Consider the following 12981-nt stretch of genomic DNA (forward strand, 5'->3'; position numbering starts at 1 on the left):
CTTGATGCCGCCTCTGTTATCGGGGCGGCTTCTTTTTGTTGAAAACCACCACAAAGGGGGCAGGCACCTTTGTGGTGGTGGGGACGAGCTCGATGCTGTTGTGATCGTTGAGCGGCATGTTAATGGGCGGCTCTACAGAATTTCATCTGGGCTGGCGGGTTTGGTTGTTTTGGGGATGCCGAGTTTGGATGACGCGAAATCGTCAACATTGTCCTTAATTCCGTCTTTGGTGTAGACAGTGACCATATAGGTGCTGTGTCCGAATTCGCCCTTGTCGCGTGTTGCCCAGGCATCCCAGTAGGCGGCCCCGTTTCGCCCTTTGATTTTTCCGACACGGCGGAGTTCTGTTCGCTTTAATTTCTGGTTGCTATAGATGGTTCGACCGGCCTCCTCGGTGAGCCCGCACTGTCCAAGCATCTTGTCGAGGACTTGGTTCATGTGGCGCTCATCGGTGTTTGGTGCGTAGTCGTAGGCGAGGGTGATGAAGTCGAGTGGCTGGTCGTCGATTAGATAGTTTAGCGTCTGAGGTCCAAGGCAGAAATAGGGGGAGCATCCGTCGATCTGACCGAGCAGTGGCAACTTTGACTGCCAACTTCCGGTGGGAATTCCATCTTCGTAAAACACGCCGCGACAGATAAAGGAGAGCGAGGTGGCACGCGAGCTGGCGTCGACCATTCCGCATAAATCGAAGGGCGAGGTGATACCAAGGGAAAAGGGCGTGATGACGATAAGGAAGAGCATCACGATGGGTATGGCGAGAATGGCGATGACGTTGCGACCGGTGGAATGAGGCGGCTTCATATGCGCTCCTCGAGACAAAGATCTGTTGAGGATAGGCAGAAATGGATATGTTCAGAGAGCAATTCAAGTTTAATCTCATTGCGCGAGATGGTCGACCGTTAGCGTCGAAAACCACCACAAAGGTGCCTGTCCCCTTTGTGGTGGTGAGGAGCGCGCGGCTTCTTTTGGTAATAGTGTTAGCTGGCGGTATCATTAGTGCAGGTGGCGAAGGTTTGCATTGTGGGGTGTTTTGCCGTGAGCCGTTCTGCCCGTATTGGATTGATTGTCTTGGCGCTTGCGATCGCTGTGGTTGGCGCGGGCGCTGTCGGTATGGCATTTCTACCTGCTGCGGTGACGGAGCCGGTGGTCAAGCCTGTGACTCAATCTGTCGAACTTCTGACCGGCGACGACAAGCCCGAGACCATTACCGTTGATTTTGATGAGCAGCCGGCTGTGCTGGGTATTAGTAATTATCCGCGTATTCAGCTTGGGGCCATGCGCTATACCACGGATACAAGCCTGATCGATAGGGCGTCCGAGCTACTCAAGGGCAAAACATTTAAGCGTTGGTACGGATATGCGTCCTATCGGGCAAAAGCGAACGACATGGTTGGCGGATGCCACTCGTCCATCGAGCTGGACACTGCAAACGGCGCAAAGTTATGTGATGTCTCGTACGATCCGGGCTACGAGGGCAATGAGGGTCCGGGCATCTACATCATGGACGGCGATGTCGCCTATGTCATGGAGGGCGACCAGAGCGAGCTCAACGATTTTATGGGTCAGTGTATCCAAGATGCCTATAAACAGACCTGCTTGCCTGACCCGCAGACTGCACGCGATAGTGGGTCTGCCCGTACATGGCTGTTCGAGGATGAGATGCCCTGGACCGTCGAATCGGGAAGTACGGGTTCGGCGAAGGAGTAGAGACCGCGACCACCACAAAGGTGCCTGTCCTCTTTGTGGTGGTTTTCGGTCTGTCTCGATCTGTAACATCTAGGATCAAAAATGGCTGCTAGATGTTACAGATCGAGACGGTAGCGCGCCTGGGCAGCGGCGGGCTGACATCTCAGTACCCTATCCGTAATTCACTCAGAAAATCTTATATATAGAGACTTAGATTTGTGTATAAGATCGCGTAAAGCTGGCAACAATACTTCTCGAACAACGTGAAGCCGCCCCGTAGGGCGGCCGCCCCAAGAGAGGTGATTCCATGAGAATCGATAAGCTAGCAATGACGTCGCGCGAGGCGCTGCAGACCGCCATGAGCACGGCTGCCGATGCACAGGCCGGCGCGGTGGAGCCGATCCACCTGCTGTCTGCCCTGCTCGGTGCCGGCGAGCGCAATATCTCCGTGATCATCGAGCGCATCGGTGCCGACCCGGCTCAGCTCGCACGCTCCACACAAGATGCCATCGACCATGCGCCCAAGGTGTCGGGCGAGGGTCAGCAGATGGGCCTGTCCAACGAGCTCGTTCGCGTGATCGAGAAGGCCGAGAAAAAGGCCACCAAGATGGGCGACAGCTTTGTGGTGACCGAGCATCTGCTGATGGCACTTGCCGAGGACAAGGGTGAGGCGGGTCGCGTGCTGCGTGACGCCGGCGTGACCAAGGAGCGCATCGAGCAAGTCTACGAGGAACTGCGCGGCGATGACCGCGTGACGTCTGCCGAGGACAAGACGCAGTTTGAGGCGTTGGAGCAGTACGGTCGCAACATCTGCGATCTGGCTCGCGCCGGCAAGCTCGACCCGGTCATCGGCCGTACCGACGAGATCCGTCGTACTATTCAGGTTCTGTCCCGCCGCACCAAGAACAACCCCGTGCTTATCGGCGAGCCGGGCGTCGGCAAGACGGCCATCGTCGAGGGCATTGCTCAGCGAATCGTGGCCGGCGACGTACCGAGCACCCTGCGCGACCGCGACCTCATCGAGCTCGACATGAGCGCGCTGGTCGCCGGCGCCAAGTACCGCGGCGAGTTCGAGGACCGCTTGAAGGCCGTGCTCAAGGAAGTGCAAAAATCCGAAGGCAAGGTCATCCTGTTCATCGATGAGCTCCATACCATCGTGGGCGCGGGTGCCACCGAGGGCTCCATGGACGCCGGCAACATCCTCAAACCGGCGCTCGCTCGTGGCGACCTGCACGCGATCGGCGCGACCACGCTCGACGAGTACCGCAAGTACATCGAGAAGGACGCGGCGCTCGCCCGTCGTTTCCAGACCGTGATGGTCAGCGAGCCTACCGTCGAGGACACCATTTCAATCCTGCGTGGCCTGAAGGAGAAGTACGAGATCTTCCACGGCGTACACATCACCGATAGCGCGCTCGTGGCTGCCGCCGACCTCTCCGACCGCTACATCGCCGACCGCTTCCTGCCCGACAAGGCTATCGACCTGGTCGATGAGGCCGCGAGCCGCCTGCGCATGGAACTCGACAGCATGCCGGTCGAGATCGACGCCACCACGCGTCAGCTCACCCAGCTGCAGATCGAGGAACAGGCGCTCATGAAAGAGACCGACGACGCCTCTAAGGAGCGTTTGGAGGCTCTGCGCCAAGAGATTGCCGAAGTCCAGGAAAAGCTCAACGTGCAAAAGGCCGGCTGGCTCAACCAAAAGAACGCCATCGACCACGTGCAGGAGCTTAAGGGCCAGCTTGACGCGGCCAAGAGCGAAGAGGAGCGCGCGACGCGCAACGGCGATCTGGGCCGTGCGTCCGAGCTTCGCTATTCTGTGATCCCGGGTCTGCAGCAGCAGATTCAGGATTCCGAGGCTGCGCTCGAGGCGCAAAAGCAGCAGGACGGCGAGGGCCTCAACGAACAGGTGACCTCCGACGAGATCGCCGAGGTCGTGAGCGCCTGGACCGGTGTGCCCGTGTCCAAGATGATGCAGGGCGAGCTCGACAAGTTGAAGGGCTTGGAGGGCGAGCTGCATAAGCGCGTTATCGGTCAGGACGAGGCCGTCTCCGCTGTAGCCGCGGCCGTGCGTCGCAGCCGTGCGGGTCTCTCCGACCCAGACAAGCCCATCGGCAGCTTCTTCTTCCTGGGCCCCACCGGCGTAGGCAAGACCGAGCTCGCCAAGGCGCTGGCCGAGTGCCTGTTCGATGACGAGCGCGCGCTCGTGCGTATCGACATGTCCGAGTATATGGAGAAGTTCAGCGTCCAGCGTCTGATCGGTGCGCCCCCGGGATACGTGGGCTATGACGAGGGCGGCCAGCTCACCGAGGCCGTGCGCCGTCGTCCCTACTCCGTGATCTTGCTCGACGAGATGGAGAAGGCTCATCCGGATGTCTTTAACGTGCTGCTGCAGGTGCTCGACGACGGCCGTTTGACCGACGGTCAGGGTCGCCAAGTGTCCTTCAAGAACACGATTATCATCATGACGTCCAACGTGGGCTCCAAGGCTATCGCCGATCTGTCCGGCAAGGACGAGGAGGAGATGCGCCATCAGGTTGACGGGGCCATGGCTCAAACCTTCCGCCCCGAGTTCCTCAACCGTATCGACGATATCGTGGTGTTCCATCCGCTCGGCATGGCGCAGATCGAGAAGATCGTCGACATCCAGCTCGCCGACGTCCGCGCGCGTCTGGCCAAGGAGCGCATGACGCTGGCCATCACCCCGGCGGCCAAGCAGATGCTCGCCGTGGGCGGCCTGGACCCGGTCTTTGGTGCCCGTCCGCTCAAGCGTCTCGTGCAGCGCGAGGTCGTGGATGCCATTGCCGCCGCTATCATCGACGGTACGGTGCGCGAGGGCGATCAGGTGACGGTCGATGTCGACAAGGACGGCGGTTTTACCGTCGTGTGCGACAACACGCCGACGCCGATATACGAGGCGCCCGAGGAATAGCTGAGCTCAAGCAAAGGGGCGGCGGGATTTACCCGTCGCCCCTTTTTCATGCTGCGTCGAATGTGCCGGGCAGTCTAGGCGTAGATGATCTCCAAGTTGGGGGCAAGCTCGGCAAGTCGCTGCCTCGTGTCCGCATCGACACCGGTGTCGGTGATCAGGCAGTTAATCTCATTGAGGTCAAGGGCGTGAACCAAGCCGATGACGCCGATTTTCGATGAGTCCATGAGGGTTATGCGTCGGTCGGCAGCGTTCGCGATGGCGCTCACCATGTTCGCCTGCTCCAATCGATGCGCCATAAATCCTTTTGAAAACGAGAAGGTATTGGTTCCCATGAAAGCAGTGGGAACAAAGTACTCGTTAAGCAGCCGGATAGTCTCGTTGCCCTGTGTGTAGTGATAGCCAAATCTCAGTTGTCCGCCCAGGAGAATGACCTCGCTGTCCACCAGCAATTCTTCGGCAAGTATCGCGTGAGATAGGTCGTTCGTGAGAACCGTGAGATTCTTGCGGCCCTTGAGAGCGCGTAGCATGCAGCCCGTTGTTGTTCCCGATTGAAGAAAGAACGTGTCGCCGTCGCGCACCATTTTCGCCGCAGCGTAACCGATGCGGCGTTTTTCGTCTTGGGCCGTCGAAGAAGCGTCTTCAAACGAAAGTTCGCGAGAATTGGGGTTCGGTAAGATCGCGCCGCCATGGGTTCGCCTGAGAAGTCCTCTGCCTTCGAGAGCCCGCATATCCTTTCGAATGGTCGCTTCCGAAACACCGAAGCGCTCGCTGAGGTCAACAATGCGAACAGTGCTGTTCGCATTGAGTAAGTCGAGTATTTCTTCCTGCCGTTCTTCCAGGTAATAGGGACGCGGTTCACTCATAAGAACTCCCAGGGCTTGTTGTGGGACAAGGCTTGTTACCTTCAGTTTTACCAGAACAACAATTCCTGAAATGAAATAAAACAACTCTAAACAAAACATATCGAACGTTCGGGGCAGGTTTTCGACCGTTCGCGGTAGCAGACGTCAATTCCGAAACAAAGCAAAACAAAACGCAATATAATGAACTCGCAAAATGTTGCGTTTGGAGAAAGCCAAACAGCGATGGTCTGCCTGAGGAAAGGAGAACAGATGCTCGTCAGTATGAGAGATATCTGCAACATCGCCGAACAGAACAATATGGCGGTCGCTGCAGTAAATTCCGCGAGTCTTGAGGCCGTCCGCGCCGCTGTGGACGTGGCGGAGGAAACAGGTTATCCGATTATCATCCAGCATGCCGAGGTTCACGAGTCGCTGGTGCCGATTGACGTGGTGGCTCCGCTGGTTACAGCACTGGCTGAGCGCTCGAGTGCGCATATCTGCCTGAATCTGGATCATTGTGAGAATCTATCCTATGCTCGTCGTGCGTTGGAGCTCGGTTTCACGGGCGTCATGTTCGACGGTTCTGCACTTTCCTACGAACGTAATGTTGAGCTTTCCCAGTACGCTGCCCAGATGTGCGCCGACTTTGGTGCAGGCCTTGAGTGCGAACTTGGTTCTATGGGGTCGCGTGAGGGTGGCGATCCTGATGCTGGGTCCACGGCGGAAGAGGCGGGCGCCATCTATACCGATCCTGACCAGGCGCGTGACTTCGTTGAGTCCACGGGGCTCGATATCCTGGCCTGCTCGTTCGGAACGGTGCACGGCCTGTATAAGGGCGAGCCCCATTTGAACATTGACGTTCTGACCGACATTCGCAGCTGTGTGAACGTGCCACTTGTCATGCACGGTGGCTCCGGTGTTTCCGACGAGGATTACGCTCGTGCCATCAATGCCGGCATCCGCAAGATTAACTACTACACGTATGGCGTTAAATATGCCGGCGATGCCGTGCGCGCCATGGTTGATGAAAAGACTGAGGGACATCCGGATGCTCCGATCTATTGGCACGATATGACGGCAGTCGCGTTCGAGAGCCTGCGCAGCACATTCGAGCATGTCGTGCGAGTATTCGCCAATGGCGCGGCTCCTTTGGCTTAAGGGGTGTGCTATGAAGAAAATTTTAGTTGCAACCCACGGACGCCTAGCAAGTGGCGTCAAAAGTGTGGCTGAGGTGCTGCTTCATGATGATAGCGCCATAACCGTCGTTGATTGCTATGTGGACGAATCGGATCCCAATGAGCAGATCGCAGAGTTTATCGATGGCGTGAGGCCAGAGGACGATGCGTTGATCGTTACCGATCTTTTGGGCGGGAGCGTCTGCAACATGGTTACGGCCATGCAGCCGGAAAAGCACGGCATCGTACATGTGACCGGTTTCAACATCGCGTTAATTCTCGAATGCCTGATTACGGGCGAGGCGTTCACGCCCGAGTATATCGACAGCGTAATCGCGCAGGCATCGACCTCCATGCGGCGTGTGGTCCTGCGGGCAGGCGGGGCGACAGATACCGATGACGATTTCTTTGGATAGGAAGTGGTCCGCTTTGGCGGGCGGAGCGAAGACGAAAGGAGAACGAAATGATCGTTCAGCTGCGAGTGGATGACCGCCTGGTTCACGGACAGGTCACGCTCATGTGGGGAAAGGAGCTGAGCACCAAGGGTATTTTAGTCGCGAATGACGCTGCGGCCCAAAATGAAACCCAGTCGTCGACGCTCAAGATGGCTTGCCCGAGTGGGCAGAAGCTTCTCATCCGTACAATAGACGACGCTATCAAGATTGCTAACGATCCGCGTGCGGGCGAGATGCGCATCTTCGCCCTTACTGGGAACATCGCCGATGCACTCAAACTAGTGAAAGGGGCTCCCGGTAGGATCGGCAGCGTGAACGTTGCGAATGTCGGCCGCTTCGATCGAAGCGACGATGCAGCCAAGGTGCTGCTGACAACGGGTGTAACGCTCAATCCAGACGAGGTGGCTGCAGCGCGCGAGCTGTGTGAGCAAGATCTGCCGGTGTTTCATCAGGTCGGCGTTACAGACGGTAAGGTCAAGGTTTCCGACCTGCTGGCAAAGCTCTAAGGAGGGATTGATATGCTGACGACTGCGCTCTTGGCATATTTGGCAGCTTTTATCTGCTATTTCGTCCAATGGACGTTTGGACAGCCCATGATTGACCAGCCCCTGGGCGTGGGTCTTGTGGCGGGCATTATCTTTGGCGATGTTACCGCAGGCATTATCATCGGTGCTGCGCTCCAGGCTATTTTCATCGGAAGCGTCAACGTGGGCGGTGCGACTTCGGCTGATACGGTGGCAGGAACGGTGCTCGCTGTGTGCTTCGTGGTCGTGTCTGGCATGGAGCAGGGCGTAGCGATTCCGCTCGCGGTGGCTGCGGCTATTTTTGCGAACATCATCTACTCGCTCGTTCTCAACGTGCTCATGTTTTTCTGGGCTCCTGTTATTGATTGGGCCGCGAACTCGGGTGACAGTAAGAAGCTCTTCATCTGCCATTTTGGCGGCGCCGTAGTCATGAACGGTCTATTCGCCATCCCGACGTTTTTGGCGGTGTGGGTCGGTGCCGAGCCGGCATCGCAGCTTATGAATATGGTGCCGCAGGCGGTCCTGAACGGGTTCAATGCTGCATCCGGCCTGCTTCCCGCCGTGGGCATGGCGCTACTTCTGCGCATGCTCTGGGATAACAAGATTGCAATTTATTTCCTGCTCGGCTTCGTGCTCTTCCAATATCTCAACATGCCCATGGTCGCAATTGCCGCCGTCGGTGCAGTGATCTTGGTCGTTACGGCCCTGCGTGACCTTGAAAATCTCGACCTGCGCAACCAGATTAAGGCCTTGCGCGAATCGGGCGTCGCAGCTGGTGCCCAGTCCGTCGCCGAGCTCGAAGAGGAGGATTTCTTCGCATGAGTACCACCGATACCGCAAGCGAGAAGATCAGCATCTCCACTAAGGATCTTTCCGCTGAAGACCGTAAGATGCTGCGCGGCATCTTCTTCCACTCGTTCAACGTCTTTGCCCATTACGGCGGCGGCGCTCGCGGAGGCGCTTCAGGCTTCATGTGGTCCATCTGGCCTGCCATCGAGCGTTTCTACCCGGATAAAGAACAGCGTCGCGATGCCCTGGTACGCCATTCGACCTGGTATAACATCACGTCAAATGTCGGTACGTTCTGCATGGGCCTTGTTGCCTCGATGGAGAAGGAGAACGCGGCCGAGCCTGATTTCGATACGCATTCGATCGACTCGGTCAAAGCTTCGCTCATGGGTCCCATGTCGGGCATCGGCGATGCAATCTTCTGGGGCGTTATCCGTGTTATCGCGGCCTCGGTCGGTATGGCGCTGTGCTCTCAGAACGGATCGCTTCTGGGTCCGATCGCGTTTCTGCTCATTTACAACATTCCGTCGTGGATTACGCGTTGGGTGCTGACGGTTCTTGGGTATCGCGTCGGTTCGAGCTTCATCACCAAGATCTACGAGAGCGGCTTGATGGGTATTGTAACCAAACTCTCAAGCACGCTCGGCCTGCTGATGATCGGCGCCATGGCTGCCTCGTTCGTTAAGTTCAACTGCGCGATCTCAATTCCGATGCCCGAGGGCGATCCGGTCATGATCCAGACGTATCTCGATACGATCTTCATCGGCCTGATTCCGCTGCTGTACACCCTGGGTTGTTTCAAGCTGCTCAAGAAGAACACCAACGTGAACTGGATCATTATCGGCACCATGATCATTGGCCTGGTGCTTGGCCTGACGGGGATTTGCTAGTTGCTGCAAGTTTCAAGACGATGTTTACCCGCCCGAGTGTGCCTAAGGTGCGCTCGGGCGGGCTTGCGTTGGGTTTAAAGCAATGTATACACTGTCTGCGCCGATACGCGTAGACGATTCGTAAGCACGTGTGCGCTCTGGATACCGCATCCCGCGGTATCCATGCATTACGATGGCCGTAATCAGTCATAGTGTAAGAATGGAATTCAAGCCACACGGAAAGGTGCATGCCATGGATAGCAAGGACGAGTGCAAGCAGCCCCTGCGCGAGAAGAGGGAGACGAAAAAGCCCACCGATCCCTACATTCGTGCCGAGAACGAGGATGACGACGGCTACGATCCTTATAGCGATCGTCGCCCCGAGCGCGAGCCCCTCTTCGAAGCCGACCCCTGGCGTTAAGTAGCTGATTTGGGACGGGGCTTTTTTAGCTACTTTGTTTTCGGCTAGAGGCGTTCATGCCTGCCCCCTCGGCCGCTCGATATCCTCCGGGAGGGGCCACTAATAGAAAACTTGCTTATCCATTAATCAAGATACGCATAATCTTGCTCTCCTGCTAATCAAGAATCGTTATAATCTTGATTAGCAGGAGAGCAAGATTGGAGAATTATGGCATTCAACGACTTGGTGGCTCAAAAAATAAAGGACTTTGAGCAACAGGGGATTCCGCAGGTCTTTGAGCGCGACCTTGATCTGGGCAACCCGCAGGAGCCAAAGCGCGACAACATCGTATATGTGATTGTGGGCGCCCGTCGTTGTGGAAAGACGTATCGCCTGTATCAGGAGATACGGCGGCTTCAGGGCCAAGGCGTCGAGCTTGACCGGATGCTATATTTCAATTTTGAGGATGAGCGCTTGCGTCCGTATGAGCCATCGCTACTAGCGGACGTGCTCGATACATTCTATGCACTATATCCTGCTGCTCGAGGCGAGGGCGCCTACCTTTTCTTTGACGAGATCCAGGAAATACCCGAATGGGGTGCGTTTCTGCGACGCGTGGTCGATACGGAGAAGGCGACCGTTTACGTGACGGGATCTTCTTCTAAGATGCTGTCCTCAGAACTTAAGAGCGAGTTCAGGGGCCGTTCTCTTGTGCGAGAGCTTTTTCCGTTGAGTTTTTCGGAATACGTCCGATATAAGACGGGGAGCGTTCCTGAGTCGAACGCGCCCTTCTCCTCAAGCGCTGCAGCGTTGCTCCGACACCATCTGGTCGGATATCTCGAGCGAGGGGGATTCATCGCGACACTTGAGCAGACGCCCGCAGACGCGATTCAGCTGCTACAGGAATATGCGTCGCGAACGGTCGCTATGGACGTTGTGGAGCGTTACGACGTCAAGAGCCCTCGTTTGGCCTCACTGTTTCTGACGCGGTGTATGGCATCTTCGGGACGAGAGCTGTCGGTGAACAAGGTGTACAACGAGTTCAAGAGCAGGCAGATACCCGTCAGTCGTAATTCGCTCAGCGACTTACTTGAGTATTACGAGGACGCCTACCTGCTGTTTTCTGTGCCGGAGTTTACGCGTTCACTTGCAAATAATACGCGGTCTGCGTCTAAAGTCTACGCTGTCGATCCTGCGATGTTTGGAGCATTCTCTCCCGCATCGGCATTGGACCAGGGCCAGAGGCTCGAGACTGCGGTGTTCAATGCGCTCAGAAGAAGGACTCCTGCGGTGCGGGTCGGTTCGGTCTGCCGCCTACTGGTCAAGGAGAAGAATAAAAGCCATGAGGTTGACTTTGTGGCTGGGGATGCACTTCTCATGCAGGCTTATAGCCTGACTCAGGTGAGTGTGGATATGGCAAGCGAGAAAACGCGCGAACGCGAAATTGCAGCCCTCGATGCCTCGATGGCCCAGTTTGATCTTGGCGAGTCGGTAATCGTTACTATGGATGAACAGGCCGATATTCCATGTGAACACGGTGTGGTACACGCTGTGCCCGCATGGAAGTGGCTCCTTGCCTAATCATCTACGGATCTGTGGGGCCAGGACCTCCTGGCCCCTTCATCACGGTTGGGGAGTACCATGATGCGCCCGGCTAGTCCTGGGCCTTGATGCTCGGCAGCAGAATCTGGGCGATGTAGTCGCATTCGAGCTTGGTGGCAGCGTCGGCCTTGCCGTCTTTGCCGACCAGCACGCTCTTGATCTGGCTGTAGGTGTAGCGGTTGCCGGTCGTAAGCTCGACAAGCTCAATGGCTGTGTCCATGGGATAGGTCGACACGGGGTTCTGCGTGCGCCTGTTGATGGTCTGGGGCACCACGTACGGATAGACGGGGCCGCTGGCGTAGACGGTATAACCGTTGCCTAGATTGGCCGCACCCAAAACCGTATCGCCCTCATCGGGCGTAAAGCTCTCGCCCTCGCGCACCGCGACGAGCGTCACAATCGGCGTATCGCTGTCGCCGGCAAGATAGATGCATAGCGTGCTGCCATTTTGCCAAGTCTCGACCTTGCCGTACCATTCGACGGGGATATCGAGCTGGTAGAGGTCGGTTGCCTTGTGACGGGCGTCGGCATCACGGGCTGCCTGTGCCTTTTGCGCGCTCAGGGCATTGACGGCGGCGTCGCGCCGCGCGGTTGCCGCCTGCTGGAGCACCTTGGCGGTGGCGGCGGAGCTCGCGCCTCCCTCCTCGGCATATTTGGCGGCGGCATCGATCTGGTCGTCGGTTACCGTGTCGGCCGAAGGCACCTTGAGTTTAAAGGCAGCCTGGGCACTTAAATCCTGTCCATCGCTCTTAACGGTGACCTGCGTCTTGGTGGTCGGGACGGTATAGATGGTGCCGTCGGCCGCGATGGGGGAGGCAGCGATGGAGAGCGTGTAATCGCCGGGCAGCAGTTTGATGCCGCGGCCGTGCTCGTCAACGTAGAGCGTTTCGCTCACAGAAGAGCCGTCGGAGTCCTGGCCACTCACCTGCACGGGGATCTTTGAGCCGGTGGAGCAGTCGAGTCCCGCGGCATGTACGCCAATTTGCACCGACATCATGGTATGGGCGTTTGCGGCAACTACGGCGGCCTGCTCTTGCTGGTATCCGTTCCAAGCCGCATAGCCCGCGCCGCCGGCGACGAGCGCGACGGCCACGACACCGGCGACCATCAGATTGCGGCGCTTGGGCGACATCTTACGATGACGAACCTCGGCTTCGTGTGCCGAGGGAGCGGACGGCAGGGGAATATCTCCCATGGCGATGGTCTCGTCGACGACTGGCGCAGAGCCCAAGCCGGGGAGCTCGCGGGTGAGCGATTCGTCGACGGGCAAGTCGCCAAGCAGGGAGGTCTCATCTCCCGCGTTGGGTTCCGGTTGGCCATTGCCCTCGTCATCGCCTTTTTCGACATCGGCTTCATCGCGAGCATCCTCGACGTCGTCGCCCGTATCCGGTATGCCATCGCCCGCCGCGTCCTGCATGTCGACGATTGTCTCGTCAAACGCAACTTCGTCCAGCGAAAACCGGTCTAGGCTCTCCAAGGCCTCGGCGCACGCCGCTGCATCTTGGGCCGCGTCCTCTTGGCCCCTCGTCTCATTTTCCATATATCCCCCAAGCTCAATATCGGGACAACAATGTACCCAAAATTAAGGTCACATAGAGCTGGCGTGCAGTCGGAAATTCGATTTTATCTGCGCGATACATTGTGAATATGTGCATGAATGCACGCGCGACAGACACTATGACCCAATCCGAGGGCACTAAAAAGATA

At 57.3% G+C, this 12981-nt stretch carries 12 protein-coding genes; 9 read left to right on the plus strand and 3 right to left on the minus strand.

Annotation, left to right across the window (positions count from 1 at the left end):
* Positions 1 to 132: 132 nt before the first annotated feature.
* Positions 133 to 801 (minus strand): hypothetical protein, encoded by a 669-nt coding sequence (locus DWY03_RS03890; protein ID WP_117839960.1) that lies wholly within the window; start codon positions 799 to 801, stop codon positions 133 to 135.
* A gap of 234 nt (positions 802 to 1035) precedes the next feature.
* Between DWY03_RS03890 and DWY03_RS03895 the strand changes: the two genes are divergently transcribed.
* Both DWY03_RS03895 and clpB read left to right on the plus strand, forming a co-directional pair.
* Positions 1036 to 1707: a hypothetical protein gene (locus DWY03_RS03895; RefSeq protein WP_124785760.1), complete on the plus strand. Its 672-nt coding sequence runs from the start codon at positions 1036 to 1038 to the stop codon at positions 1705 to 1707.
* 286 nt (positions 1708 to 1993) lie between these two features.
* Positions 1994 to 4618 (plus strand): ATP-dependent chaperone ClpB, encoded by a 2625-nt coding sequence (clpB, locus tag DWY03_RS03900; RefSeq protein WP_117839962.1) that lies wholly within the window; start codon positions 1994 to 1996, stop codon positions 4616 to 4618.
* Between the two features lie 74 nt (positions 4619 to 4692).
* Here clpB and DWY03_RS03905 read toward each other — a convergent pair whose 3' ends face one another.
* Positions 4693 to 5481 (minus strand): DeoR/GlpR family DNA-binding transcription regulator, encoded by a 789-nt coding sequence (locus DWY03_RS03905; RefSeq protein WP_158558612.1) that lies wholly within the window; start codon positions 5479 to 5481, stop codon positions 4693 to 4695.
* Positions 5482 to 5730: 249 nt separating this feature from the next.
* Here DWY03_RS03905 and DWY03_RS03910 point away from each other — a divergent pair, with 249 nt between their 5' ends.
* From DWY03_RS03910 to DWY03_RS03935, 7 genes are all read left to right on the plus strand, one after another.
* Complete coding sequence (locus DWY03_RS03910; RefSeq protein WP_117839964.1) at positions 5731 to 6618, plus strand: class II fructose-bisphosphate aldolase; 888 nt, start codon at positions 5731 to 5733, stop codon at positions 6616 to 6618.
* 10 nt (positions 6619 to 6628) lie between these two features.
* Positions 6629 to 7051, plus strand: a complete 423-nt coding sequence (locus tag DWY03_RS03915) for a PTS sugar transporter subunit IIA (RefSeq protein ID WP_158558613.1) — start codon at positions 6629 to 6631, stop codon at positions 7049 to 7051.
* 47 nt (positions 7052 to 7098) lie between these two features.
* The gene (locus DWY03_RS03920; RefSeq protein ID WP_117839966.1) at positions 7099 to 7596 is read left to right on the plus strand and encodes a PTS sugar transporter subunit IIB; all 498 of its coding nucleotides are present in this window, start codon (positions 7099 to 7101) and stop codon (positions 7594 to 7596) included.
* A gap of 12 nt (positions 7597 to 7608) precedes the next feature.
* On the plus strand, positions 7609 to 8436 hold the full coding sequence (locus DWY03_RS03925) for a PTS sugar transporter subunit IIC (RefSeq protein ID WP_117839967.1): 828 nt from the start codon (positions 7609 to 7611) through the stop codon (positions 8434 to 8436).
* Positions 8433 to 9293: a PTS system mannose/fructose/sorbose family transporter subunit IID gene (locus DWY03_RS03930; protein WP_117839968.1), complete on the plus strand. Its 861-nt coding sequence runs from the start codon at positions 8433 to 8435 to the stop codon at positions 9291 to 9293. The genes DWY03_RS03925 and DWY03_RS03930 overlap by 4 nt, the downstream gene beginning before the upstream one ends.
* A gap of 232 nt (positions 9294 to 9525) precedes the next feature.
* Positions 9526 to 9693 carry a hypothetical protein gene (locus DWY03_RS10130; RefSeq protein WP_164473271.1) on the plus strand — a complete coding sequence of 56 codons (168 nt, stop codon included), beginning with the start codon at positions 9526 to 9528 and terminating at the stop codon, positions 9691 to 9693.
* A gap of 207 nt (positions 9694 to 9900) precedes the next feature.
* A complete protein-coding gene (locus DWY03_RS03935; RefSeq protein ID WP_117655936.1) occupies positions 9901 to 11253 on the plus strand; it encodes an ATP-binding protein in 1353 nt (450 codons plus the stop codon).
* 73 nt (positions 11254 to 11326) lie between these two features.
* Here DWY03_RS03935 and DWY03_RS03940 read toward each other — a convergent pair whose 3' ends face one another.
* Positions 11327 to 12814 carry a hypothetical protein gene (locus tag DWY03_RS03940; RefSeq protein WP_117839969.1) on the minus strand — a complete coding sequence of 496 codons (1488 nt, stop codon included), beginning with the start codon at positions 12812 to 12814 and terminating at the stop codon, positions 11327 to 11329.
* Between the last annotated feature and the right edge of the window lie 167 nt (positions 12815 to 12981).

Origin of the sequence: Collinsella sp. AF23-2, assembly GCF_003459245.1 — a bacterium.
Classification (GTDB): domain Bacteria; phylum Actinomycetota; class Coriobacteriia; order Coriobacteriales; family Coriobacteriaceae; genus Collinsella.

Bases quoted from the DNA above. Each gene is read 5' to 3' on its own strand.
- DWY03_RS03905 (WP_158558612.1), bottom strand. From the start codon at position 5,481: ATGAGTGAACCGCGTCCCTATTACCTGGAAGAACGGCAGGAAGAAATA.
- DWY03_RS03920 (WP_117839966.1), top strand. From the start codon at position 7,099: ATGATCGTTCAGCTGCGAGTGGATGACCGCCTGGTTCACGGACAGGTC.
- DWY03_RS03915 (WP_158558613.1), top strand. From the start codon at position 6,629: ATGAAGAAAATTTTAGTTGCAACCCACGGACGCCTAGCAAGTGGCGTC.
- DWY03_RS03940 (WP_117839969.1), bottom strand. From the start codon at position 12,814: ATGGAAAATGAGACGAGGGGCCAAGAGGACGCGGCCCAAGATGCAGCG.
- clpB (WP_117839962.1), top strand. From the start codon at position 1,994: ATGAGAATCGATAAGCTAGCAATGACGTCGCGCGAGGCGCTGCAGACC.
- DWY03_RS03935 (WP_117655936.1), top strand. From the start codon at position 9,901: ATGGCATTCAACGACTTGGTGGCTCAAAAAATAAAGGACTTTGAGCAA.
- DWY03_RS10130 (WP_164473271.1), top strand. From the start codon at position 9,526: ATGGATAGCAAGGACGAGTGCAAGCAGCCCCTGCGCGAGAAGAGGGAG.
- DWY03_RS03910 (WP_117839964.1), top strand. From the start codon at position 5,731: ATGCTCGTCAGTATGAGAGATATCTGCAACATCGCCGAACAGAACAAT.
- DWY03_RS03930 (WP_117839968.1), top strand. From the start codon at position 8,433: ATGAGTACCACCGATACCGCAAGCGAGAAGATCAGCATCTCCACTAAG.
- DWY03_RS03890 (WP_117839960.1), bottom strand. From the start codon at position 801: ATGAAGCCGCCTCATTCCACCGGTCGCAACGTCATCGCCATTCTCGCC.
- DWY03_RS03925 (WP_117839967.1), top strand. From the start codon at position 7,609: ATGCTGACGACTGCGCTCTTGGCATATTTGGCAGCTTTTATCTGCTAT.